This is a genomic window from Exiguobacterium sp. SL-10 (genome assembly GCF_004337025.1).
In the GTDB taxonomy this organism is placed as follows: domain Bacteria; phylum Bacillota; class Bacilli; order Exiguobacteriales; family Exiguobacteriaceae; genus Exiguobacterium.
This window is the reverse complement of the sequence record NZ_SJUP01000005.1, coordinates 193295-216935: the sequence shown is the minus strand read 5'-3', so window position 1 is coordinate 216935 and position 23641 is coordinate 193295. Positions and strand designations below refer to the sequence as shown.

Genomic DNA, 23641 nt, shown 5'->3' with positions numbered 1-23641 from the left:
TGAGATTTCCCTTTGAGCAATCAAGAAAGACCCCTCAGAGACGATGAGGTAGATAGGTCATGGGTGGAAGCACGGCGACGTGTGGAGCTGAATGATACTAATCGGTCGAGGCTTTGATCTAGTCTAAGGTTTGTGTGAATTGATGAGTCTTCAGTTTTCAGGGAACAATCCTGAAATGAATTGACATGCCCTCAGGGCGATGTTAATATTCTTTTGTCTGGTGGCGATAGCGAAGCGGCCACACCCGTTCCCATGCCGAACACGGAAGTTAAGCGCTTCAGCGCCGAAAGTAGTTGGGGGTCTCCCCCTGTGAGGATAGGACGCTGCCAGGCAAAATCGTTCCGCAATAGCTCAGTGGTAGAGCAACCGGCTGTTAACCGGTAGGTCGTAGGTTCAAATCCTACTTGCGGAGCCAATTAAGGCCCGTTGGTCAAGCGGTTAAGACACCGCCCTTTCACGGCGGTAACACGGGTTCGAATCCCGTACGGGTCACCATTCGGAGGATTAGCTCAGCTGGGAGAGCACCTGCCTTACAAGCAGGGGGTCGGCGGTTCGATCCCGTCATCCTCCACCATTTAATTTTAATTCATCAAACCATATATGCCGGTGTAGCTCAGTTGGTAGAGCATCTGACTTGTAATCAGAGGGTCGAGGGTTCGAATCCTTTCGCCGGCACTCCTTGGGGGGGTAGCGAAGTGGCTAAACGCGGCGGACTGTAAATCCGCTCCCTCGGGTTCGGCGGTTCGAATCCGCCCCCCCCCACCAGGTTTGAGCCATTAGCTCAGTTGGTAGAGCATCTGACTTTTAATCAGAGGGTCGCAGGTTCGAGCCCTGCATGGCTCATTTTTTATGCGGAAGTAGTTCAGTGGTAGAATACGACCTTGCCAAGGTCGGGGTCGCGGGTTCGAATCCCGTCTTCCGCTCCATATTATTCCCTTTAATGGGGCCTTAGCTCAGCTGGGAGAGCGCCTGCCTTGCACGCAGGAGGTCAGCGGTTCGATCCCGCTAGGCTCCACCATTTGTTTTTTTCTTAAGTTACTTACGACTTAAGTTTTTTTTTGCCTAAATCCATGAACCATTCACTTGAGAGTACAGAGAAAGGCAGCCTGCCACCATTCAGGCTGCCTTTTTGTATGTTTATTCATCATTGTGTGAAGTTGAACCACGAGTTTGGTAGCGTTTACAATGAAAGTATAAACGTTCAAGGGGGAATGGGGATGAATTGGTCATATATTGAAGTGCCGCTACGCTATGGACAGGGGAAACATGGTGTAGAGCAAGGTCCATCAAAATTACGGACACTCGGATTGGAAACACTATTGCCAACGGAAACGAAGCAACAGACGATTCGTGTTTTACCTGAATCTGAAATGATTAACAGCGAAGAGCACTTGAAACGGGTGGATGGAGTCTTATACACGGTTCAAGAACTCGCTGAGGTCGTCGATGCAGAAATTCAAGCGAAGCGATTCCCGTTGATTGTTGGGGGCGATCACAGCATGGCGATTGGGACGCTCGCCGGTCTTGCCAAAACAGGTCCATACGGCGTGATTTGGGTCGATGCGCATGCTGATTTAAACACAGGTGAAACATCTCCATCGGGCAATATTCACGGTATGCCGCTTGCCGCCGCTATGGGGATGGGGGATATCCGTTTGACGGAGGTCGGCGGACGTGAACCGAAACTTACGCCTGAGCACTTGGTCTATATGGCACTTCGAGACATCGATGAGGGTGAGATTCGAGAGATCAATCGACTCGGCATTAAAGTGATCACGGTCGAAGAAATTCGAACGCGGGGCGTCGATGTCATGATGAAAGAGGCACTCGCTTATTTGCGCGCACGTGTCGATCGTTTCTACCTCAGCTTCGATATGGACAGTTTGGACGCGCAACTCGTCCCAGGTACCGGCACGCCGGTCGAGCAAGGTCTTACGGCCGCGGAAGGGAAAGCGATTTTGGCCGAAGCGATGAAGGCAGACGATTTGATAGCGATTGAGCTAGTTGAATTGAACCCAGCGCTTGACCATGATGATACGACGGCCCAGTTGGCGTTCGAGTTGTGCGAGACAATTTTGAAATCCAAAGAAAACCTGTTATTGGAAAGTGAAACTGTCTGATGACCTTACAGTTTCCAAGTCCCTTTGTTACAATGGACTTGGAAACTTTTTTTGTTGTCATATTTTTTGAAACCTACATAGAAATTGATTCGTATAGAAAGATGACCGCATAGGTTGCGGAGAGGGGAAGTGGATTGATGGAACGGCTGACCACCCGTTTAGTAGACGAATTGAGGTCGGGGAATCATGATTCGTTTGCTGAGCTGGTAGAACTGTACAAGGATGGTGTCTTTGCTATCGCTTATAAGATATTGTATGATCGTGGCGAAGCAGAAGATGCTGCCCAGGAGACGTTCATTCGGGCGTATACCCGAATTGATACGTACGATCCGCAGTACAAGTTCAAGACGTGGCTCTATCGCATTGCGACGAACGTCGCAATCGATCGTCTCAGAAAGCGAAAGCCGGAATATTCGATGGATGCCGAGATTGCGGGCACCGACGGCTTGACCTATCAGGACCATTTGGCTGATGAAGCACCCCAACCCGATGCCCAAGTCGTTCATCGCGAAATTCGAGGCGAGATGCATGAAGCGATTAAGCAGTTGCCCGATAAGTATCGGATTCCGCTTCTGCTGAAATACGTGGATGATTTATCGCTGAAAGAAATCAGTGTCATGATCGATATGCCGGTCGCTACGGTTAAAACAAGGATCTTCCGGGGAAGAGAAATGTTAAAGACAATCTTTCAAAACAGGGAGGGGTTCAATTGACTCCTGAAGAAAAAGTACAACAATATTTGGAAGATGGCATCCTGCCCGAAGAATCTGACGAACTACGTCATTTGTTGGAGGACGACGACTTATATGAAGCGTACCTTCAATACGAACGAATAGATGCCGAACTGAAGGCTTTACCACGGCCGAAATTATCCGATGATTTTACAGCCCGTGTGATGGCGTCCTTACCGGAAGCGAAAGCACGGGTAGAGGTCACACCGGTGACTCGATTTGAAGACAAAGTCCGGACAAAACAGAGACCACAATCCAAATGGATGACTTGGTTCCGTAAGCATCCAGGACTGATGGCAGCAGCCTTATTCTTCAGTTTGATGTCGAGTGCGACACTCGGCCTATGGAATGAGTCGACAGAGACGATGACGTACACGAAAGTGCCGGGCATCGTTGTCACGTCAAACGAGGTCGTTATCCCAGAAGGCGTTACCGTCGATCGAGATATCACGGTCCAAGGCGGTGACCTTCGAATTGAAGGGACGGTCAATGGAAACGCGACGGCTGTAAATGGCCGGGCTTATCTAGCTAGCGCTGGAGAAGTAACGGGAGAACTCGAGCAGATCGATCGGATGTTTGAGTGGATGTGGTATTCGTTCAAACAAATCTTCTAACGGAGACGCCGGAGACGGCGTCTTTTTGTGTTCGTTTCAATCTGGTTTCGTTTTATCGTCTAGCGATGCGTGGTTTCGGAAATGTGATATAATGTAATTTGCACGAATTGGCTAGGTAGTTGAGGAGGGGAGCATTTGCCGCTACTTGAACAAGTATCATTCTTATCATTTTTTAGTCTTTCAGAGAACGTACATTGGTACGATTATTTGAATGACGTTTTAGATATTGTCGTCGTCACGTATGTCATCTATAAATTGATGATGATTGTACGTGGGACAAAAGCGGTCCAATTGATTAAAGGGATTTCCATTATTCTTGTCAGCTGGTTCCTCAGCGGGTTCTTTGGGTTGAAGACATTACAGTTCTTATTGAATCAAGTCATCACATATGGACTACTCGGAATCATTATCATCTTCCAACCAGAACTTCGACGAGGACTCGAGCATTTAGGACGAACGAGCAATTTGTTTGGCCGGACAAGCACGAGCGATGAGGATAAGCAACGTCAAATGATTGAAGCGATCGTCAGTTCAGCGCAATATATGTCAAAACGTCGCATCGGCGCATTAATTGCGATTGAACGCGATACAGGCTTGAATGAGTATGTCGAGACCGGTATTCGCATGGATTCACATATTACATCACAACTGATCATCAACCTGTTCATTCCGAACACCCCCCTGCACGATGGGGCGATGATTATTCAAGATGGGAAAATTGCGGCAGCGGCTTGTTATTTGCCGTTGTCCGAGAGCCCGCACATCGATAAAGCGTTAGGAACACGACACAGGGCTGCGATTGGCGTCAGTGAAGTGACCGATAGCGTGACCCTCACCGTCTCTGAAGAAACAGGTGCCGTGTCGCTCGCGATCGCGGGTCGTCTGTATCGAGAGTTGGATGAGGAGGCACTTCGCAATAAATTGATCCAAGAACTCGTTATTGAAGAAAAAGAGACGACGCTCTCGTTCTTTAATAAAAAAGGGGGGGACAAGTAAGTGATTGATCAGTGGTTACAACATAAATGGTTTCTCCGCATCATCGCACTTGCTTTAGCCATCCTGCTTTATTTCATGGTCGCCGAGACGAGCTCGTCGACGAACTCCACGAATGCCCTCCCGATTGTCGGACAAAGTTCGATGTCGCTCGACGTACCGGTCGAAGTGTTCTTCGATGAGGTGCAGTACGTGGCTTATAACGTTCCGGAAGAAATGAACGTTGAACTTCAAGGACCATCTAGCAGTTTAACGATGACGAAGTTGGTGAAAGATTATCAAGTCTTCGTCGATTTGACGAATCTAGGGACCGGATTCCATCGCGTTCCGGTCGAGGCGCGCGGCTTTGGCGGCGACGTCAACGTCAAGCTTGAGCGGGATACGGTAGAAATCTACATCGACCGCAAACAAACAATTGAAGTGCCGGTATCCGTCAACCTATTGAACAAAGACCAGTTGCCGGACGGGAAAGTTGTCGGTGACGCCGAAATCGAACCGGCGACGGTGAAAGTCTCGGGCGGTGCGAGTCGGATTCAAAACGTCAAAGAGATCACGTTGAACGTCGATGTCACCAATCAAAGTCAAACGTTCACGCGAGAATTGACGCCGACGATTTTAGATGCGAACGGCAATCCGCTCAACGTGACCGTCGAACCGAATATCATCAGTGTGACGGTTCCTGTCTACGAACAGAGCGCGGTCTTCCCGATTGAAGCGGTCACGTCCGGGGATGTGGCTGAAGATTATAGGCTTGTCGATACGTTGCTGGACGAGATGGAAGTCCGTGTCTTTGCGCCACAAGACGTGCTCGATACGATTGAAACCGTTGAGACAGAACCAATCGATGTGGACGGCATCGACAAGACCGGAAAAGTGACCGCCACTCTCGTTTTGCCGGAAGGCGCCTCGTCGCTTGAGACGAAGCAAGTGGAAGTCCAATTGCTCGTCCGGGCTGCAGATGAGTCGAGAGACGATACGAGCGAGTTGACGGAACGGGTTCGTTTGACAATACCTGTGACCGTGCGAGGATATGACCGGACGAACTTTACGCTCCAAGCACCCGAAGTGATTGGAGTGACGCTGTCCGGGAAACGGTCACTCTTAGAGAACATCACGTCGAACAGCGTGAGTGTGACCTTAGATTTGACTGGGCTCCCGAGCGGATTGCATGGGGTCGACGTCGATTATGAAGTACCTAAAGGTGTGACCGTCGTCTCACCGAAGACAATCGACATCGAGTTAACGAGTGTCGATGAACAAACCGAAACGTCCTCGATTCAATGAGGCGTTCAATCATACAAAAGTGAGGAATTGAATTTATGGGTAAATATTTTGGAACTGATGGAGTCCGCGGTGTCGCGAACTCAGAATTGACAGCAGAATTAGCATATCGTTTAGGTCGTGCGGGCGGCTACGTGTTATCGAAACACTTGCCAGCCGGCGAACAACCAAAAGTCTTGATTGGCCGTGATACACGCATTTCAGGTCATATGCTTGAAGGTGCGCTCATCGCGGGTCTCCTATCAATCGGAGCCGAAGTGATGCGTCTCGGTGTCATTTCAACCCCAGGTGTCGCTTATTTGACGAAGTCGCTCGATGCGACGGCTGGTGTCATGATCTCGGCGTCGCACAACCCGGTCGCAGATAACGGCATCAAGTTCTTCGGTAGCGACGGCTTCAAACTCGACGACGCGACCGAAGCGGAAATCGAAGCGATTTTGGATGCGGCAGAAGACACGTTGCCACGCCCAGTCGGAAAAGACCTCGGCTTCGTCTCGGATTACTATGAAGGTGCTCAAAAATACCTTCAATTATTAAAACAGACGGTCGACGAAGATTTCGATGGTCTCCATATCGCCCTCGACTGCGCCCATGGTGCGACGAGTGGATTGGCAGCCCGTTTATTTGCGGACCTCGAAGCGAACGTCTCGACGATCGGCAACTCGCCTAACGGCTTGAACATTAACGAAGGTGTCGGTTCGACTCACCCTGAGCACTTGGCACAATTCGTTCGTGAAAAAGGAGCGGACATGGGTCTCGCCTTTGACGGCGACGGCGACCGCTTGATTGCGATCGATGAGAACGGTGATATCGTCGACGGCGATAAAATCATGTACATCTGCGGGAAGTACTTGAGCGAGAAAGGCCGTCTCAAAGACAACACGATCGTCGCGACGGTCATGAGTAACCTCGGTTTCCATAAAGCCGTTGAAGATGCAGGCATGACGGCGCTCCAGACGGCGGTCGGTGACCGTTATGTCGTCGAAGAGATGAAGAAACACAACTACACACTCGGTGGCGAGCAGTCGGGTCACCTCATCTTCCTCGACCACTCGACGACAGGAGACGGCATGCTATCTGGCGTCCAACTCGCTCAAATCGTGAAGACGACAGGCCGCAAGTTGTCAGAACTCGCAGCTGAGATGCCGGTCTACCCACAAAAACTCGTCAACATCCGTGTCACGGACAAAAACGAGGCGATGAACGGCGACCGTGTCCTCGCGACGATTCAAGAAGCGGAAGCCGAAATGAACGGCAACGGCCGTATCCTCGTCCGCGCTTCTGGTACGGAGCCGCTCGTGCGTGTCATGGCGGAAGCACCGACATCGGAAGAATGTGACCGTTATGTTGAACGAATCGCACAAGTTGTCCGCGAAGATTACGGCGTAGAAGGATAATTCTGTCGAAATAGGGAATAAAACAAGGGAATCCGTCCTCGGGTTCCCTTTTTGTTTCCGTTTTGTCACTGTGAAATTATGTGATTTTCTTGACGAATGGAGGTGTGATTTGTACTATTAAGAGCGTGCCCTTAGAAACGGAAGGACACCCAGTACGAACCAAGCGCCAGAACTCTTCGGAGTTGACGAGGTTGGAGGTTATCGAGTTTTCGGCGGATGCCTCCTAGTCGCCTGTCACGACTACAAGCAAACCCTCAAAACGCCCGGGCGACCGGACGGCCAAAGGGGAGCGCGTTGACAGATCTTAGAAAAAGCCCGTTTCCTTTTTCGAGAAATCGAAGATAAAGGGAGAATTTTGTATGTGTGGAATTGTAGGAATGATTGGGAACACCGGAGCGAAGGAAATCCTTCTCAAAGGTCTTGAAAAACTTGAGTACCGTGGTTATGATTCGGCAGGTCTTGCTTTGATGCACGATAACGTGAACGTGCATAAAGAAGTCGGCCGGATTGCTGCGCTACGCGAAGTCGTCCCAGCAGAAGTAGACGGATTGATTGGAATCGGTCACACACGATGGGCCACACACGGTGTGCCAAGCGTCCCGAACGCCCACCCGCACCAGAGCACGACGGGCCGCTTCACGCTCGTCCACAACGGTGTCATCGAGAACGACGAGCAGATCAAGGCGACGCTCGACGTGCCGTTCCTCTCGGAGACGGACACGGAAGTCATCGTCCAGTTGATGGAGAAGAACTTCGTCGAACTCGGCGACGTCGAGGCGGCGTTCCGCAAGACGTTGTCTGAGCTCCACGGCTCGTATGCGATTGCGATGATCGACTCAGAGGACCAAGAGCGCCTCTACATCGGTAAGAACAAGTCACCACTCCTCGTCGGACTCGGCGACGGTACGTTCAACGTCGTGGCGTCGGACGCGATGGCGATGCTCCAAGTGACGGACCAGTACCTCGAGCTCCACGACGGCGAGATCGTCATCTTGACGCGCGAATCGGCGACGATCAAGACGCTCGACGGCGAGATCCTCGAACGTGCCCCGTACACGGCCGAGATCGATGCGTCAGACATCGAGAAGGGCACGTACGCGCACTACATGTTGAAGGAGATGGACGAGCAACCGGCCGTCATCCGTAACATCATCCAACACTACCAGAACGAAGCCGGTGACATCGAGCTCACAGAAGGCGTGCGCTCGCTCGTCTCGGAAGCCGACCGCATCTACATCGTCGCTTGCGGTACGAGCTACCACGCCGGTCTCGTCGGCAAGCAATTGATTGAGCGCGTCGCAGGTGTGCCGACAGAGGTGCACGTCGCGTCAGAATTCGGTTACAACATGCCGCTCCTCACTGAGAAGCCGTTGTTCCTCTTCATCTCACAATCAGGTGAGACAGCGGACAGCCGGGCCGTCCTCGTCGAAGTGAAGAAGCGCGGCTACAAGGCGCTCACACTTACGAATGTTGCTGGTTCGACACTCTCACGTGAAGCGAACGAGACGATGCTCCTCCATGCCGGCCCAGAGATTGCGGTCGCATCGACGAAAGCATACACGGCCCAAATTGCTGTGCTCGCCATCCTCGCCTACGATATCGCTCGTGCGAACGGCAAAAAGCTTCCGTTTGACCTTATGACAGAACTCGCGCGTATCGCGACGATCATGGATTCGGTCATGGCTCAAAAAGAAATCTTTGAGCAATTGGCAGACAAGTTCTTGAAAGAGTCACGCAACGCGTTCTTCCTCGGTCGTGGAATGGATTCATATGTTGGTCTCGAAGGTGCCCTCAAGCTCAAAGAGATCTCGTATATCCAAGCAGAAGGCTACCCAGGTGGAGAACTCAAGCACGGACCGATTGCCTTGATTGAAGACGGCACACCGGTCATCACGCTCGTCTCGCAACCGAACACGCACCTCAACATCCGCGGGAACATCAAGGAAGTTGTCGCTCGTGGAGCCGTTGCCTGCACGATCTCGATGGAAGGAATGGAACACGAGAGTGATGCATTCGTCTTGCCACGTGTTGAACCACTCCTTACACCGCTCGTGACGGTATTACCACTTCAACTCATCTCGTATTATGCGGCACTTGCGCGTGATTGCGATGTCGACAAGCCACGTAATTTGGCGAAGTCAGTCACAGTAGAATAAATAATGGGCCAAGATCTTTCGGGATCTTGGCTTTTTTGTATCAAACGGATAACAAATCATCGCAGGGATTTCAAGGATAAACCTCAGAATATCCTGAGGTTTTTATTTATTAACGATGATTATTTATTGATAAACAATAAAAAGAGGATTATGATGAAGGCATCAAACGAGGTGAGGTGTCTGCATCATGAAACGAGAGACGGTTTTTTTACGGTTGGCCGTATTCGTTCTGGCTGTCCCAATTGTGGCAGCCTGCTTGTTTTTGCTTCCGTACATTTGGCGCGAGGCGGTCGAGAGTGGGAGTTGGATTGAAGACTCGATTCGTCCAATCGTGATCGGCATGTATGGATCGGCCATCCCGTTCTTTATCGCCCTGTTCCAAACGTTCAGGCTGCTCCGGTTGATTGACCGCGACGAAGGGTTCTCCTATCGGGCTGTTCAATCACTCCGCGCGATCAAGTTTTGTGCGTTGGCGATCACCGCCGTCTACATTGGGACGCTCCCGTTTTTCTACTGGTTCGCCGAACGAGATGACGCGCCGGGGTTCCTCCTGATCGGGCTCGTCCTCGTGTTTGCCGCGTTTGTCGTCGCCGTGTTTGCGGAGCTGTTACAGAAGCTATTGAAGCGAGCCATCGATTTGAAGCAAGAAAATGATTTGACGGTCTGAGGTGAGACATATGGCGATTATCGTAAATCTTGATGTGATGTTGGCAAAACGAAAAATGAGTGTGACCGAGCTGTCTGAAAAAGTGGGCATTACGATGGCGAACTTATCGATTTTGAAGACCGGCAAAGCGAAAGCAATCCGCTTCTCAACGCTTGAAGCAATCTGTCAGGCGCTAGACTGTCAGCCAGGCGACATTTTAGAATATCGGGAAGACTGATGGACAGGGCGCTTGCCCTGTTTTTTCATTGGACTTGAAACATTTTCCATCGTGTTGCGTATAAGACAAGAAAGACGAATGAAAAGAGGAAGCGATATGGTGCATACATGGAATGAACGGGCGCATGAAGCGTTAAAAGGAAAGACAGGATTGTTACTCATTTGGTCGTTTGCCTGCTCCGTGATGTTAGAGCTGGGGTTGATGGTAGACCCGACTTATTACGGTTTGACGGTGGAGTCAGTGCCGTTGGCTATCCTCAGCCTAGGTGGGATCTTATTTTATATCGCCCTCTATCCAATTAATGTCGGATACAACTGGCTCATCTTAAAGACGGTACGAGAGCAACCGGTTCGCTGGAGCGATGTATTGGATCCGTTTCGTCACCGCTATGGAAAGCATTTGCTCGCGACAATTCTCATCCTATTTTTCCAAGTGTTGTGGACATTGTTGCTCGTCATACCAGGAATCATGAAGTATTTCTCGTATGCGTTCACATACTTCATCTTACGCGACGAACCAGAACTGTCTGCTACAGAGGCGATCACAAAATCGAGAACGATGATGCGTGGACAAAAGTGGGATGCGTTCAAACTCATTTTGCCATTCGTCCCGATGTATCTAGTCGGTTTGATTTTTTATATACAACTCGACTTGGTCATCCTCGGGTCATGGATTTTCCTCGTCGCACTAGCACTCATCCGCCCGTTCATCGTCAGCCGTTTCGCCGTCATGTATGAAGACGCGCTCCGGACGTATGACGAGCAGTGGAATCGCTCGGCGTGAAGCGCATCGGTTCCGGCGACGAGTCCTCGAGCATGATACAATCTTCCTGACAGAAGGGGGAATGGATATGAATATCGGCATTATTGGTGCAGGACTGAGCGGGATTGTCGCAGCACGCGACCTCGTGCGTCACGGCCATACGGTTGAACTGATTGAAAAGAGTCGGAGCGTCGGGGGACGCTTGGCGACGAGACGGATTGGAGACGGAAAAGCCGATCACGGAGCGGTCTATTTCACTGTACGAGGGGAAGCACTCAAACAAGATGTCGCCGACTGGATCGAACGGGAGTTGGTCCGCGTTTGGTACGCCGATCCGTATCCGCGCTATGTCGCCATCGATGGGATGAACACCCTGGCCAAACATTTGGCTGAGGGGTTGACCGTCCATTTGAGCGAACGGGCCGAGGTGGTCATGCTTGAGAACGAGACCGTCGTCGTCAAGACGGATGTGACAACACGTCACTATGACCGTCTTCTCATCACGTCGCCGCTCCCGCAGACGTTTGACTTGCTCACTGACTTTGCAGTCGATCCGGCGTTACGTGAATTAACCTATGCTCCGACGTTCGTAGGTTTGTTCGAGTTCGGAAGCGAAATTACCATCGGTCATGAAGGGATTCTTGATACGGATTTGGCGCCGGGTGTCTTGAAAGTCATCAATAACCACCAAAAAGGGATCTCGGCGACCGAACTCGTCAGCGTCTATATGGACGAGTCGTGGAGCGAGGAGTGGTATGAGCGAGCGGATGAAGATACGCTTCGTGAGATTGAGCGGCTGTTGCAATCGGTGACAGGTTCAGCCGTGATTCGATCGAGACAGTTGAAACGGTGGCGCTATGCACAGGCGACCGACGTCTGGGCCGAGCCTTACTACCCATTGCGTGACGCGCCGATTTTCTTGGCCGGTGACGTTTTCCTCGAGCCGGACGACGCCTCAGGTCGAACGCGGTTCGAGAGCGCGTACGTCTCAGGACTCCGCGTTGCGGAAGCGATGCGCTAAACCTTCTTCGGAAGTTTTTTTTCATGACCGTGCCGAATAGTCAGACATATGAATTGGAGAGGGGAATCAGGTATGGGGATGATTGGCGCATACATGCGGGTATCTGTCGAAGAGCTGACAGCACTGCTTCAAGAACGGGAGATGCTCGTCACATGGATCGGATAAGCGTAAAGGCGATCCGTCTTCAAGATGAGGCGTTGCTGTATGTGTTCGAGTGCGAGAATCGCACGTATTTCGAGCGTTCTGTTCCGAGTCGAGGCGACGCCTACTATGATCCGGAATCATTCCATCAGGCGTTGCAGCAACTATTGAGCGAGCAGACGAACGGGGACGGGTATTATTACTTGATTTGGCGCGACGACACAATCGTCGGGCGTCTGAACGTTCATCATACCGATACCGACACTGGCGAGGTCGGTTACCGGGTCGGAGCGGAGCATGGGGGACGCGGGTATGCCACGGCGGCCCTGCGACAATTGTTGACGTTCGAGTTGCCTGGCTTCAATCGATTGAGAGCCGAGACGACGATCGACAATGTGGCGTCCCAGTGCGTATTATTGCGTGCGGGCTTTAAACGTGACGGCGAGGCACGACAGATGGAATGGGCAGGACAAACGCTGACGTTTTATACATATGTGTATCAAAACGACCGATGAAGGAGCAACTTCATCGGTCGTTTTAGTTGACGTCTATTAGTTTAGGGCATAAACTATCCTTATCTAGTTTAGGGGGTAAACCAATTATGAAAGAATTGATGCGGGAAGCCGTCCAACTGTTCGAGGAAGTCATGTTCCAAGGTGCAGAGCATGTCATCGAGGCGATGGAAGGTGACGTCTGGCATGACTATTCGCGAGAACAACTGCAGCTGCTCAAGTTACTTGAACAGTTCGGACCAATCCCGGCTGGACAGCTGGCACAGAAACAAGGTGTGCATAAGAGCGCCGTTTCGAACCGCTTAAAAAAACTCGTCGACAAAGACCTTGTCGTCAGTCGGCGTGGTCAAGACCAACGCGAGCGATTGATTGAATTGACGGAGGCCGGACATCGCGTTGTCGAAGAAGCGGATGCTGCCGTCTACCGTTACGTCGAGTCGCTACTCGACGGGAAAATAGATGAGACAGAAATCGAACAGTTCGTCCGGACGTTCCGGAAAATTAAACAGCTGCTTCGAATTGGGGAGGAATAACACGTGCAGAAAATCATTCAATGGCGCTGGGGAATCTTAATCGGTCTCATCGTCTTGACGGCCGCCTTATTTGTGGCGGCACCGAATTTGACGAAGCAGGCCGAGCAAGCCGGCAGCTTCCAATTATCCGAGGACATGGACTCGCAGCGGGCGCAGGACATCTTGAACGCCGCTGGAAAGAGCGACAAGACGATTTCGCTCGTCTATGAGTTCGAAACGCTCGGTGACGCCGAACGGGATGATATTTCCCGGGTCATCGATGAGATGAAGCAGGCGAGTCCAATCGTCAAAGATGTGCTCAATCCGTTTGAAAACGAAGAAACGGAAGCGCAACTCGTATCTGAGGACGGACGGATCGTGCTCGTTCCGATCACGGTCGAGGGATCAATGGAAGACATCAATGCTTTCGCGGATGACGTGCGAGCAGACATTCTCCCGGAAGATGAGACAGTTTACATCACCGGTGAAGAAATCATCAACAACGATGTGAACTTGAGTGCACAGGAAGGCTTGAAAAAGACGGAGATCATCACGGTCGTGCTCATTTTTGGCCTGCTTCTACTCGTGTTCCGCTCAATCGTGACGCCGTTCATCCCGCTCATTGCGGTCGGATTCACGTATCTCTTAAGCCAATCATTCGTTGCATTCTTCGTCGATTGGTTCGGCTTCCCGGTCTCGAACTACACGCAAATCTTCCTCGTGGCCATCTTGTTTGGAATCGGGACCGACTATTGTATTCTTCTTCTCAGCCGCTATAAAGAAGAACTCAGTGCCGGTCACGCGATTGAAGATGCCATCGTTAACACGTACAAGACGGCAGGGCGGACGGTTTTGATCAGCGGTCTCGCCGTGTTCGTCGGTTTCGCGGCCATCGGTTTTGCCGATTTCCCAATCTTCAAATCGGCCGTCGCCGTCGCGGTCGGGATTGCCGTCCTCTTGCTCATCTTGTTCACGGTTGTGCCGTTCTTTATGGCGACGCTCAAGCATCGCTTGTTCTGGCCATCGAAGAAGGCGGGCGAGCACCACGACAGCCGCCTTTGGGCCGGATTCAGCCGCATCTCGGTCAATCGACCGTTCGTCTCAATCCTCGTCGTCGCATTGATTACCGTACCGGTGCTGTTCACATATGATGACGCCCGTTCGTTCAATACGGTCGATGAGATTGGTGACGATTACGATTCAGTGCGCGGCCTCAACTTGATTTCGGAAGGGTTCGGACAAGGCGAGTCACTTCCGGTCCAAGTCATTTTGAAACAAGAGAGTGCGCTGTCTGAAGCCGATATTCCGTACATCGAGAAGTTCTCGAATGAACTTGAACAGATCGATGGGGTGAGCGGTGTTCGTTCCGTGACGCGTCCGACCGGTGACGTCATCGATGACTTTTACGTCGATACACAGCTCGAACAGGTGAGTGCTGGGCTGACAGAGGCTGAGACTGGTCTCGGTGATGTTCAGGACGGACTCGCGCAAGTCGAATCTGGGCTTGAGGCGGTCGTCGGACAATTGCCGGCCGGTTCAACAAACGCCGGCGCCCCGCTCGCGGAAGCGGCAGCAGGACTCGGCCAGTTGAACGCGCAACTCGGGTTGATTAGTCAAGGTCTCACGTCTTCGCAAAACATCCCTGCGGCCGTGGCGGGACTCGGACAAGTGTCTGCCGGTCTCGGTCAAATCGAGGCAGGCATCAATGAAGCTGCTACGGCGTTGACGGCACAAGGTGCCCAAGCCGGAGAACTCGGGACAGGACTCGGACAACTCGCTGCGGGTGTCGGAGAAGCAAACGCGGGGCTCGCTCAAATTGAGGCGGGTATCAATGACGCGGCGGCATTCCTATCAGACTTGAGTAGTTCTGATAGTCTGCGCGACACAGGCGTTTACCTACCGGAAGGGACGCTTACGTCAGAGGAGTTCGCACCGGCGATCGAGCGCTACGTGTTTGCCGACGGGACGGCGACACAGCTCGAGGTTATCCTCGAGATGGACCCTTACTCACCGGAAGCAATCGATACGGTCGAGACCGTGAAAGCGACGATGGACCGGGTCGTCACAGATACGCCGTTCGCGGACGCGACGATCGGATATGCCGGCATCTCGAGTATTAACAGCGACTTGAACGAGACGTCGACGAACGACTTTAATCGGACGGTCGCCATTATGCTCGTGACGCTGTTCGTAGTGTTGACGGTATTGTTCCGCTCGATGATCATGCCGCTGTATATGATTGGTTCGCTCTTACTGACGTATTACACGTCAGCAGCCATCACGGAACTCATCTTCGTGGAAGGGCTCGGCTACGACGGCATCAGTTGGGCCGTTCCGTTCTTCGGGTTCGTCATGCTGATTGCCCTCGGCATCGACTATTCAATCTTCTTGCTCGATCGATTCCGCGAAGAATCGATCAATGGGATGACGGTACGTGATGCGCTCGTCCATTCGATGACGAAGATGGGCACAGTCATCATGACCGCCGCCGTCATCCTCGCCGGTACGTTCGGAGCGATGATCCCGTCGGGCGTGCTCAGTCTCGTCCAAATCGCGACGATCGTCATCACTGGACTGTTGCTGTACGGATTGATCGTGTTGCCGTTGCTCATCCCAGCGATCACCGTATCGTTCGGCGACGGTGTCTGGTGGCCGTTCAAACGAAAAGTTAAAGATAGGGAATAGGGTTTAGGATGCACGGACAGCACAACGACGGTTGTGCTGTTTTTTTACGTTTAGTCAATGTCAACAAAACGGAGAAGAGCGAGCTTAAGATTTTAAAAAATGGACCGAAATATAAGATAGACCTTAATTTTATTGAAAGTAGGCAACAAGTATGGTGAATCATTTTGAAAAAATGAGCTCGTTACTCGTATCACGTATGTTGATTGTTTTATTTTTTCTTTCTTATCCGATTATGGGTGCTTTGTACTGGATTGGAGAACTAGCTGGACAAGACACAGTCCGTTTTATTGTGACGGGATGTATCATTCAGCTTGCTTCATGGGTTGGTTATCGTTTCTTTGTCGAACGTACTTGGTTAAAGTACGGACTTGTCACGTTAATGTATATTGCGGCTTCAGCGATCATCTTGACGTTGCCGGGTGACGCGATTCAAAACATCGTCTTTCTGTACATCGTCTTGATGTTGATGTACTTGAACCGCCATCTTGTGTTATACGGTAGCGTTCTCGCTCTAATCGTATCAGTCGTAGCTGTAGGCCTGGGCCGATTTTCATTTACAACGCCAGTTGACCTCGTCATTTGGTTCACGGTGCTCACGATGGCGTTGTTTGGCGCATACTTTGTCTCATTTTTTGGCGGAAAGTTATTGCATGAGACGTTCACACAACAAGAGAAAGCAGAACAACATGCGAGTGAAGTGGAACTCACGATGGCGAAGACGACAGCGAGTGCGACTACACTCCACGGGGCTGTATTCACGATGAGTGATTCCGTCGACTCTGTCACACATGCCTCAGAACAAGTGACCACACAAATCGGTTTGATGACGAACCGGACGTCTGAACAAGCAGGGTTGATTCAAAACGTAGCATCACAAATCCAGTCAACGGTTCAAGCGTTTGAACGCATGCAACAGCAACTTCAAGAGACAACTTCCCAAGTGAACGGTGTCTTACAAGATGCCCAAGTTTCACATGATAATATGGATTCGACGGAACGATCGCTTGCTGAACTGAATGTAAGTATCGGCGAAGTGAATCAAGCGTTTAAAGGATTGACAGAAAGATTTCAAGAAGTACGAAGTATCACCGGTACGATTCAGCAAATTTCGTCTCAAACGAACCTGCTGTCGCTCAACGCATCGATTGAGGCGGCACGAGCAGGTGAACACGGGAAAGGGTTTGCCGTCGTCGCGACCGAGATTCGAAATTTGTCGGCCCAAACCGCGCAAGCTTCGGCTCAAATCAATGACATCATCCAGCTTGTCATGCAAGAAGTACAAGTGACAGAACGGGCGATCGATGGCAGCACAGAGCGTTTATCGGCACAAGAAGAACAAGTCCGTAAGAGTGGGACATCGATTCTTTCGATGATCCAGACGACAGGTACGGTCGCTGGGACAGTAGATGAAACATCGACACAGCTTCAAGTCGTCGCTTCACAACTGAACAAAGTCCATCAAGTGACCGGCCAAATGTCGGCGTTGATGAATGCGCTTGAAGTGAACAGTCAAGATGTTCATGTGTTGACGATGTCGCAACAAGAGGCATTGCTCTCATTAAAACATCAAATTGAAGAATTGAACGAGATTGCGAACGAACTCGTCTAAACGATGGATACGCCTTTACAAATAGGCGTGTCCATTTGCGTATACATCTCTTCTAAAACGGGAAAAGTCTTGCGTCAGTCAGAACATGAGGAGGAACAAGCTATGGAAATTGTCATCACTGCTGTCTTAAAGGCACATCCGGGGAAAGAAGACGAGTTACGGCAAGCGCTCGATGAAGTCATTCCCCCATCGAGAGAAGAGGAAGGGTGCTTGACGTATGTACTCCATGAGTCAATCGATGCACCAGGTACGTTCGTGTTCTATGAAAAATACGAAGACGAGACGGCACTCGACCATCATATCAACTCCCCACACTATCAAGCATACCGAAAGGCAGCCGAGACACTGCTCGCTGTCCGTGATGTGTATCGTCTGCGTGAAGTCTGAAAGGAGTCAATTCGATGATCACCCAATCGATTATCCCGTGTATTTGGTTCGAAGGCGACGTCGAGGAAATTGCGGAGTGGTACGCGTCGACGTTTCCTGATTCATTTGTCGACTATACGACGAAACTTGCAGATACGCCGTCGGGTGAAACGACGATTGTGACCGTCTCGCTGTCGGGGCAGTTCTTTCAACTGCTCGGCGCTGGTCAGCTGAAAGAACGTAACCCATCCATTTCCTATATGATCACGTTCCCGACGTCGGAAGAAGTGGAGACGCTTTGGAACAAACTTGTGGACGGGGCAGACGTGCTCATGCCGCTCGATACGTATGATTTCAGCGAGCGCTATGGCTGGTTGACAGACAAACACGGTGTCTCCTGGCAAATCATGCATAGTGGCGGGATGGATATCCAGACGGTGACCCCGTGCTTTTTGTTCGTCGGGGACGTGTTCGGGCGCGCCGAAGCGGCGATGAACGATTGGATTTCCATTTTTCCCGATTCATACGTGCTCGAAGATCATATGGTCCGTTACGAAGCGACAGACGGTCCGGAGTTGGAAGGAAAGCTCAATTACGCTCGCTTCGTCTTGTCCGGACGCGAGTTTGTCGCCATGGATAGCGCGGAACATCATCAATTCGCCTTCAATGAGATGCAATCGCTCATTGCATTTTGTGAGTCGCAAGATGAAATTGATGAGTATTGGGCCAAGCTGTCGGCCGTTCCGGAAGCGGAACAGTGCGGGTGGCTCCAGGACCGTTATGGCGTCTCCTGGCAAATCGTGCCGTGGGAGATGGAAGAGATGTTGACGACCGGTACAAAGGAGCAGTTGGCGCGAGTGACCGAGGCATTCTTGCCGATGAAAAAGATCGATATCGCCGCGTTACGAAACGTCTACTGACAAAAAACAAGCCGTCCCGATTACTTCGGAGCGGCTTGTTTGTCGTTTTGTTGGAAGTTGGACAGTGCGTCCTTCTCGATGATCGTATCGGATAAACGGAGCTGTTCGACGGCCTCGTCAATATACGGTTCGCATGCTTGAAGCGGCAAGTCATCGCCGGTCTCGACCGAATAACACATACCGCTGCCGACCGACTCCGTCAAATCCGGTACGAAATAGAGGTCTTCGTAGCGGAATGAGCCGTTTCGGAACACGGTCAAATTCGGATCATCGTCGAGGAGTGAACTTCCGAGCATATAGGTCGGTGTCATCCCGAGCAAATCGAGGATGGTCGGGGCCAGGTCGACTTGACCGCCGTTCGCCTCCACTGTCTGCCCTTGTTCGAGCCCAGACGGTTTAACGAATAACGGGACGGAGCGATCGAGCTGAAACAAGTCGACCGTGGAGTCGGCGTCCGCTTTCACGACCATCTCGTCTCCTGCCATGGTAAGGCCGCTATCGTGATCACCGTAAAAGACGACCAAGGCGTCATCCCATATTCCGTTGGCTTTCAGTCGTTCGACCATGAGACCGACGGCGGCATCGGTGTAGTGGACGGTGTGGTAATAGCCTTGTAGGAGCGGATCGTCATATCCCGATAGATCCAACCGTTTCTCTTCGTCCGGAATCTCATACGGTGTGTGGCTCGTCAATGCGACCATGAACGAATAGAACGGTTCGTCCAACGTGTCCAAGTGGTCGACCGACGTCGTCAGAAACTCTTTGTCGCCGACAGCCATGCCGATGACAGGCTCGGACGGATAATCGTCTTGATGGAAAAAGTGGTTGTAGCCGATTTGCTCATAGAAATTAGAGCGATTCCAAAACTCCTTGTCGAACGCATGCATCGCGGCCGTGTCATAGCCGGCTCGTTTTAACTGTGCAGGCAAGGCATCAAACATGTTCGTCGCATACTGCGTATACACGGATCCAGATTTGACGGGATAAAGCGAGGCGTTGACGGTAAACTCCGCATCGGACGTACGTCCTTCATGCGTCTGATGGTAAAAATTCGGGAAGTACAGCATCTCATCGCGAAGCGCGTTCAAATGCGGTGTCAGCTCTTGACCGTTGACCGTCTGGCCAATCACGGACGTTTGGAACGACTCGAGCTGGACGACGATGACGTTCGTATCGGCTGTGGCCTCAACCGGTTTGGTCGCGAACGCTTCAATTTGGTCGCGCTCGCGTTCCGTGAGATTGTCACCGAAATCAAAGGCATCCTGAATACCGCGAAATGCATCGAGCCCGTGATAACCCCAAAACCCGAGCTGATAATACTCGCGCATGTTCGAGATTGGAGTTTGCCGATTGTCTGTGTCCGCGTAATAAACGGCAGTCGGGACGGTAAAGACGAGGAGGCCGATGAGAAAACCAGTTACTGCCAAGCGACGACCAAGACGTTTCGACTCCGTGACCGGGTGTCGCTTCATATAGACGAGGACAGCCGCATAGACGAGCAAATCCGTGAACAAGAGGAAGTCGGGTGCTTGAATCAGCGTCAAAAAGCCGCCACCGACGTCTCCCATCTGGCCGATGTCCGAGAGCAAGGCAGCCGACAACAAGTTGCCGAAATAGCGGTAGTACCAGACGTCCGAGATGAGGAGCGTGCTGTGCAAAAATAAAGACGCGAACAAAATCCAGCGACGTGTTTGCGGTTTGACGAGTAGCGCCCAACTCGTCATCATCAAGATGGTCGCGAGGTTGATGAATAGAAAACTGACATCGAACGCGCTCGCGGTCAATAGGCTGAAGAGGAACAGCTTGGCGAGGGAGAGCGATAAGTAACTCCAATAATCGAGATATTTCATAAAAGGCCTCCAAACGGTACGGACAAAGTGTATTCTCTGTCATGTACCTGTTCGAAGGCGGCAAAAAACATGAGGGTGTGCGATTTTGAAAATAAAAAAGCGAGGCAGCGCCTCATTTGATTAAAAATGTGTCCCGCAGCTCGATGATTGTGCCTTCCGGGGCTTTCAGTTTACTTAAATGGCCATCGACGACGAAGTAGATGTTCCCGCCGTGCTTCGGTAAGAACGTCACACCAAGGTCCTCGAGGCGCTGTACTTCCGCTTCGAGGTCATCGACGTAAAGCGCGAAGTGGACTGGACCAGCCGCGTGTTTCGAGTATGGTGACAACGTCTCGTCGACTTTGGCCGTTTGGAGCTCGATATAAAAGTCGCCGAGTTTGAGCCAGCTGTTGAACGCGCGCGTATGAAAGTCGGGCGACTCCTGAACGAGTTCGAAGCCGAGTGCTTCATAAAATTGTTTCGACGCCTCATAGTCGGGCGTCTGGATGCAGAGATGGTGGATTTGTTTCATCGTGTCACTCCTTTGTTTCATTTTATCGAATCGACGTTCTAAACGGAACACCGGTTCAACTTACACCATCACTAGCGTATTGAGTAGTAAGAAAAGCAGGAAAATGGATCCTGAAAATATTAATACGCCCAATAATATGTTCCCTTTTTCGTCTTTAAATTTTTTGATATAAAAAATGGAAAAAATAAGTAGTACAGCCAACAGAATGGTCAAAGAAAGAAAGAGCAATGTAATCGAGTAATTCGATATGATTCCAAAATTGAAAAAGAATTCAGATATGAAAATGAATAGAAAAACTAAAGTCCCTACTAACAATGAGTAAAAATAAAGATTGCGATTAATGTCCATAACTAAACACTCCTTCTTCACTAGAGTTATAAAACTATAACGTCACGTCAAACAGAGACAGCCGTCATAAGTCGGCCGTCCCTGTTTTTTTGGTCGTTGTGTGTTGGACAGCGTTGCCCGCCCTGAAAAAGAGGACGATCGCGGCCACCCCGAAAATCGAGATGAACACGTTTTGTAGCAGCACATCGATGAACATCGGCTCGATGGAAAACGTGCCCGTCGCAATTTGAGCATTCCAGCGGGTGAACGTGGCGATGCGTTCAAGCGTATACAAGAGACCGGACATGAATAGGCAAGCGGTGGCAGCCAGTAATAGCGTCAATCGATTCAAGAAATGACCTCCTTGGATGTGCTATCCTGATTTTACCATTTTCTTTAGCGGGGGGAACTCCTATTTATCGTTTCACCGTGAGCGGCCGCAATTGCTTGACCCGAGTCAAGACGATCCAGCCGAGCACGGCTCCGGTCACACTTGAGGCGAGGAAAGCCGGGAAGAAGAACAGCGCGCCGAATTCGCTCCCCATCAACACCTTGGCGTACGGGACGGCGATGAGCGAGGCGATGAGGCCGGTCCCGATGACTTCACCGAATGCGGCGAACATGACTCGATTCGTTTTCATGAAAAATAAGCCGGCCAGAAGCGCTCCAATCATACCGCCAGGGAACGCCAAGAGAGACCCGGTCCCGGTCATGACACGGACGAGTCCGGTCACGAACGCGACAAGAACGGCGCCGATCGGCCCGACGGTGACGGCGGCGATGACGTTCACCATATGTTGAATCGGATAGGCACGGGCGACACCGGTCGGAATCGAGATGAACAGGGAACCGATGACGGCGATGGCGATGAGCATCGCCATCCAAGTGAGTTGTTGAATACGCATAGATAGTCTCCTTTCAAAATGAAAACGCCACTTCTCCAAGTGGAGAAGTGGCGTGGAAAGACAGACGAATCCCACACCACTTCCCTACGCTGGTATGAGCCAGATCAGGTTCGAAGGGTCCGGCGCGTGCCGTCTCAGCCCGAAGGCTCCCCTAGTGGTCGTTTATTAACATGAGTATAGCATACCGTCATTTGATGCGGTCGAGCTTTCGCGGTCGGAACGTGACATAGATGATGCCGACGAACAGGCCGTACAGCAAAAGGGAGAAGACGAGATTGATCAACCATGGCAGTGTCCCCATGAACACGGCGACGGAAGCGTTTTGAAACCAGACGAGCGAGAGCGACAGCCCGACAAAGCTGAGAACGAGCGTTATCCAAAAGCCGACATCCCGGCGCTTGAACAGACGCCAAACGAGCAGCCCGATGATGAGACTGACGACGGCGGTCGCCCCTAAATACATATATAAGATGGCATCGACCGGGTATGAGTAATACACAACGTCCATATCGTTTCCTCCTAGAATCAATAAATGAAAGAGAGCGTGCCTGATATGAGACACGCAGTCCGATGGTGTGACTGAGTGTCCCGTGAGTCATTCATACTTCTCGAGTAAGTTTTCATAATCCGTCTCGCTCCAAAACAGTGGGGCAATCGACTCTGGCCCTTTGAAAATCTCCCCGTCTTGGTCGTAGACGATGGCGTAGCCGTCCTCGACTTCAAAGACAATCAGGTCGGCTTTCACTTCCTTGACTCCGTTTCCAGCGATGATGACGTTCTCGAGCGGGTCGCGTGCGACTTGCACGCCCCATTCGTCGAGCTCGACGATGAGCGCGGACGTGTAGGCGTGGCGGTTATAGAGCGCCTGGAACTCGTCTTCGGTCAGGACGACGTCCGTCGGTGGGGCACTCGTTCCATATTTCCGTTTCTCAATCTCTTCGACGAATTGAAGGAACGACGCTTCTTGCCAAAACAGCGGGGCGATCGACTCGGGACCATTAGCGATATCTCCGTTCTCGCTCTCATAGACGGTGGCGTACGTGCCGTCATCGAGTTTGAATGGATGAATGTCGGCGTATGTATGATGGATGCCATCGCCGGCGATGACGACGTGCTCGAACGTCTCGCGGAACGGGGTGAGTCCATCGTTCTCGAGTGCCTGCAAGAGTGGCGGGACTTTTTCATATTGGTCGAAGACGTCTTTAAAGTCTTCTCGCGTCCAAGCGGTGATGTCTTCGGGCGACGGCTCATTTGTGTCGGCCGGGACGATGGGTTGCTCAACTGGATCGGTGCAGCCGGTCAGCAAAAACAGACTGAACCCGAGCAAGACTAGGCGTTTCATCA

The 23641-nt window shown here is 51.3% G+C and carries 24 protein-coding genes, 8 tRNA genes, 2 rRNA genes and 1 riboswitch; of the genes, 28 read left to right on the top strand and 6 right to left on the bottom strand.

All coding sequences use genetic code 11. The features are described 5' to 3' along the window. The 28 genes from EVJ33_RS08245 to EVJ33_RS08115 form a co-directional block, all read left to right on the top strand. A 23S ribosomal RNA gene (locus EVJ33_RS08245) occupies positions 1-121 on the top strand; the annotation flags it as partial. Positions 122-216: 95 nt separating this feature from the next. After that, positions 217-332 (top strand): 5S ribosomal RNA (gene rrf, locus EVJ33_RS08240). An 8-nt stretch (positions 333-340) separates the two neighbouring features. Continuing rightward, positions 341-415: transfer RNA gene (locus tag EVJ33_RS08235), tRNA-Asn, on the top strand. 5 nt (positions 416-420) lie between these two features. After that, positions 421-495, top strand: a tRNA-Glu gene (locus EVJ33_RS08230). 3 nt (positions 496-498) lie between these two features. Then, a tRNA-Val gene (locus EVJ33_RS08225) sits at positions 499-574 on the top strand. 28 nt (positions 575-602) lie between these two features. After that, positions 603-675, top strand: a tRNA-Thr gene (locus EVJ33_RS08220). A gap of 6 nt (positions 676-681) precedes the next feature. Beyond that, positions 682-765, top strand: a tRNA-Tyr gene (locus EVJ33_RS08215). A gap of 5 nt (positions 766-770) precedes the next feature. Then, positions 771-843, top strand: a tRNA-Lys gene (locus EVJ33_RS08210). Between the two features lie 8 nt (positions 844-851). After that, positions 852-926, top strand: a tRNA-Gly gene (locus EVJ33_RS08205). Positions 927-942: 16 nt separating this feature from the next. Then, a tRNA-Ala gene (locus EVJ33_RS08200) sits at positions 943-1018 on the top strand. Positions 1019-1217: 199 nt separating this feature from the next. Beyond that, entirely contained in the window at positions 1218-2120 is a 903-nt protein-coding gene (rocF, locus tag EVJ33_RS08195; protein WP_131436168.1) for an arginase, read from the top strand. Positions 2121-2257: 137 nt separating this feature from the next. Then, entirely contained in the window at positions 2258-2833 is a 576-nt protein-coding gene (gene sigW / locus EVJ33_RS08190) for an RNA polymerase sigma factor SigW (RefSeq protein ID WP_131436167.1), read from the top strand. Beyond that, on the top strand, positions 2830-3465 hold the full coding sequence (locus EVJ33_RS08185) for a bactofilin family protein (RefSeq protein ID WP_131436165.1): 636 nt from the start codon (positions 2830-2832) through the stop codon (positions 3463-3465). The genes sigW and EVJ33_RS08185 overlap by 4 nt, the downstream gene beginning before the upstream one ends. 135 nt (positions 3466-3600) lie before the next feature. After that, positions 3601-4461: a diadenylate cyclase CdaA gene (gene cdaA / locus EVJ33_RS08180; protein WP_024372448.1), complete on the top strand. Its 861-nt coding sequence runs from the start codon at positions 3601-3603 to the stop codon at positions 4459-4461. Then, positions 4462-5742 carry a CdaR family protein gene (locus tag EVJ33_RS08175; protein ID WP_131436163.1) on the top strand — a complete coding sequence of 427 codons (1281 nt, stop codon included), beginning with the start codon at positions 4462-4464 and terminating at the stop codon, positions 5740-5742. It begins immediately after the preceding gene. Positions 5743-5777: 35 nt separating this feature from the next. Continuing rightward, positions 5778-7136, top strand: a complete 1359-nt coding sequence (gene glmM / locus EVJ33_RS08170) for a phosphoglucosamine mutase (RefSeq protein WP_131436161.1) — start codon at positions 5778-5780, stop codon at positions 7134-7136. 359 nt (positions 7137-7495) lie between these two features. After that, entirely contained in the window at positions 7496-9292 is a 1797-nt protein-coding gene (gene glmS, locus EVJ33_RS08165) for a glutamine--fructose-6-phosphate transaminase (isomerizing) (protein WP_131436159.1), read from the top strand. A 187-nt stretch (positions 9293-9479) separates the two neighbouring features. Beyond that, the gene (locus EVJ33_RS08160; protein ID WP_131436157.1) at positions 9480-9959 is read left to right on the top strand and encodes a DUF2975 domain-containing protein; all 480 of its coding nucleotides are present in this window, start codon (positions 9480-9482) and stop codon (positions 9957-9959) included. Between the two features lie 10 nt (positions 9960-9969). Next, positions 9970-10176, top strand: coding sequence for a helix-turn-helix domain-containing protein (locus EVJ33_RS08155; RefSeq protein ID WP_029594441.1), 207 nt, complete (start codon positions 9970-9972; stop codon positions 10174-10176). A 96-nt stretch (positions 10177-10272) separates the two neighbouring features. After that, complete coding sequence (locus EVJ33_RS08150; protein ID WP_131436155.1) at positions 10273-10959, top strand: DUF975 family protein; 687 nt, start codon at positions 10273-10275, stop codon at positions 10957-10959. Between the two features lie 67 nt (positions 10960-11026). After that, a complete protein-coding gene (locus tag EVJ33_RS08145; RefSeq protein WP_236634572.1) occupies positions 11027-11959 on the top strand; it encodes an NAD(P)/FAD-dependent oxidoreductase in 933 nt (310 codons plus the stop codon). 72 nt (positions 11960-12031) lie between these two features. Next, positions 12032-12124, top strand: coding sequence for a YfbM family protein (locus EVJ33_RS15600; protein ID WP_236634571.1), 93 nt, complete (start codon positions 12032-12034; stop codon positions 12122-12124). After that, positions 12112-12615 (top strand): GNAT family N-acetyltransferase, encoded by a 504-nt coding sequence (locus EVJ33_RS08140; RefSeq protein ID WP_161566916.1) that lies wholly within the window; start codon positions 12112-12114, stop codon positions 12613-12615. The genes EVJ33_RS15600 and EVJ33_RS08140 overlap by 13 nt, the downstream gene beginning before the upstream one ends. Positions 12616-12701: 86 nt before the next feature. Further along, entirely contained in the window at positions 12702-13145 is a 444-nt protein-coding gene (locus EVJ33_RS08135) for a MarR family winged helix-turn-helix transcriptional regulator (protein WP_131436149.1), read from the top strand. 3 nt (positions 13146-13148) lie between these two features. Beyond that, complete coding sequence (locus tag EVJ33_RS08130) at positions 13149-15809, top strand: MMPL family transporter (RefSeq protein WP_131436147.1); 2661 nt, start codon at positions 13149-13151, stop codon at positions 15807-15809. 151 nt (positions 15810-15960) lie between these two features. Beyond that, positions 15961-17418: a methyl-accepting chemotaxis protein gene (locus EVJ33_RS08125; RefSeq protein WP_131436145.1), complete on the top strand. Its 1458-nt coding sequence runs from the start codon at positions 15961-15963 to the stop codon at positions 17416-17418. Positions 17419-17520: 102 nt separating this feature from the next. Continuing rightward, positions 17521-17805 carry a putative quinol monooxygenase gene (locus tag EVJ33_RS08120; RefSeq protein WP_131436143.1) on the top strand — a complete coding sequence of 95 codons (285 nt, stop codon included), beginning with the start codon at positions 17521-17523 and terminating at the stop codon, positions 17803-17805. Between the two features lie 14 nt (positions 17806-17819). Next, entirely contained in the window at positions 17820-18704 is an 885-nt protein-coding gene (locus tag EVJ33_RS08115; RefSeq protein ID WP_131436141.1) for a VOC family protein, read from the top strand. 20 nt (positions 18705-18724) lie between these two features. Here EVJ33_RS08115 and EVJ33_RS08110 read toward each other — a convergent pair whose 3' ends face one another. From EVJ33_RS08110 to EVJ33_RS08085, 6 genes are all read right to left on the bottom strand, one after another. Beyond that, positions 18725-20554, bottom strand: coding sequence for an LTA synthase family protein (locus tag EVJ33_RS08110; RefSeq protein ID WP_131436140.1), 1830 nt, complete (start codon positions 20552-20554; stop codon positions 18725-18727). Between the two features lie 112 nt (positions 20555-20666). Beyond that, a complete protein-coding gene (locus EVJ33_RS08105; RefSeq protein ID WP_131436138.1) occupies positions 20667-21065 on the bottom strand; it encodes a VOC family protein in 399 nt (132 codons plus the stop codon). A gap of 412 nt (positions 21066-21477) precedes the next feature. Next, a complete protein-coding gene (locus EVJ33_RS08100) occupies positions 21478-21744 on the bottom strand; it encodes a hypothetical protein (protein ID WP_131436136.1) in 267 nt (88 codons plus the stop codon). Positions 21745-21808: 64 nt separating this feature from the next. After that, the gene (gene thiW / locus EVJ33_RS08095) at positions 21809-22297 is read right to left on the bottom strand and encodes an energy coupling factor transporter S component ThiW (protein ID WP_131436134.1); all 489 of its coding nucleotides are present in this window, start codon (positions 22295-22297) and stop codon (positions 21809-21811) included. A 64-nt stretch (positions 22298-22361) separates the two neighbouring features. Next, a riboswitch (TPP riboswitch) is annotated at positions 22362-22460 on the bottom strand. A 24-nt stretch (positions 22461-22484) separates the two neighbouring features. Beyond that, positions 22485-22805 (bottom strand): hypothetical protein, encoded by a 321-nt coding sequence (locus EVJ33_RS08090; RefSeq protein WP_131436132.1) that lies wholly within the window; start codon positions 22803-22805, stop codon positions 22485-22487. Positions 22806-22892: 87 nt separating this feature from the next. After that, entirely contained in the window at positions 22893-23639 is a 747-nt protein-coding gene (locus EVJ33_RS08085; RefSeq protein ID WP_131436130.1) for a hypothetical protein, read from the bottom strand. Positions 23640-23641: the final 2 nt, after the last annotated feature.

Coding starts and splice junctions, on each gene's coding strand:
- rocF (WP_131436168.1), top strand. CDS start 1,218: ATGAATTGGTCATATATTGAAGTGCCGCTACGCTATGGACAGGGGAAA.
- sigW (WP_131436167.1), top strand. CDS start 2,258: ATGGAACGGCTGACCACCCGTTTAGTAGACGAATTGAGGTCGGGGAAT.
- glmM (WP_131436161.1), top strand. CDS start 5,778: ATGGGTAAATATTTTGGAACTGATGGAGTCCGCGGTGTCGCGAACTCA.
- glmS (WP_131436159.1), top strand. CDS start 7,496: ATGTGTGGAATTGTAGGAATGATTGGGAACACCGGAGCGAAGGAAATC.
- EVJ33_RS08160 (WP_131436157.1), top strand. CDS start 9,480: ATGAAACGAGAGACGGTTTTTTTACGGTTGGCCGTATTCGTTCTGGCT.
- EVJ33_RS08155 (WP_029594441.1), top strand. CDS start 9,970: ATGGCGATTATCGTAAATCTTGATGTGATGTTGGCAAAACGAAAAATG.
- EVJ33_RS08150 (WP_131436155.1), top strand. CDS start 10,273: ATGGTGCATACATGGAATGAACGGGCGCATGAAGCGTTAAAAGGAAAG.
- EVJ33_RS08145 (WP_236634572.1), top strand. CDS start 11,027: ATGAATATCGGCATTATTGGTGCAGGACTGAGCGGGATTGTCGCAGCA.
- EVJ33_RS15600 (WP_236634571.1), top strand. CDS start 12,032: ATGGGGATGATTGGCGCATACATGCGGGTATCTGTCGAAGAGCTGACA.
- EVJ33_RS08140 (WP_161566916.1), top strand. CDS start 12,112: ATGGATCGGATAAGCGTAAAGGCGATCCGTCTTCAAGATGAGGCGTTG.
- EVJ33_RS08135 (WP_131436149.1), top strand. CDS start 12,702: ATGAAAGAATTGATGCGGGAAGCCGTCCAACTGTTCGAGGAAGTCATG.
- EVJ33_RS08125 (WP_131436145.1), top strand. CDS start 15,961: ATGGTGAATCATTTTGAAAAAATGAGCTCGTTACTCGTATCACGTATG.
- EVJ33_RS08120 (WP_131436143.1), top strand. CDS start 17,521: ATGGAAATTGTCATCACTGCTGTCTTAAAGGCACATCCGGGGAAAGAA.
- EVJ33_RS08115 (WP_131436141.1), top strand. CDS start 17,820: ATGATCACCCAATCGATTATCCCGTGTATTTGGTTCGAAGGCGACGTC.
- EVJ33_RS08110 (WP_131436140.1), bottom strand. CDS start 20,554: ATGAAATATCTCGATTATTGGAGTTACTTATCGCTCTCCCTCGCCAAG.
- EVJ33_RS08105 (WP_131436138.1), bottom strand. CDS start 21,065: ATGAAACAAATCCACCATCTCTGCATCCAGACGCCCGACTATGAGGCG.
- thiW (WP_131436134.1), bottom strand. CDS start 22,297: ATGCGTATTCAACAACTCACTTGGATGGCGATGCTCATCGCCATCGCC.
- EVJ33_RS08090 (WP_131436132.1), bottom strand. CDS start 22,805: ATGGACGTTGTGTATTACTCATACCCGGTCGATGCCATCTTATATATG.
- EVJ33_RS08085 (WP_131436130.1), bottom strand. CDS start 23,639: ATGAAACGCCTAGTCTTGCTCGGGTTCAGTCTGTTTTTGCTGACCGGC.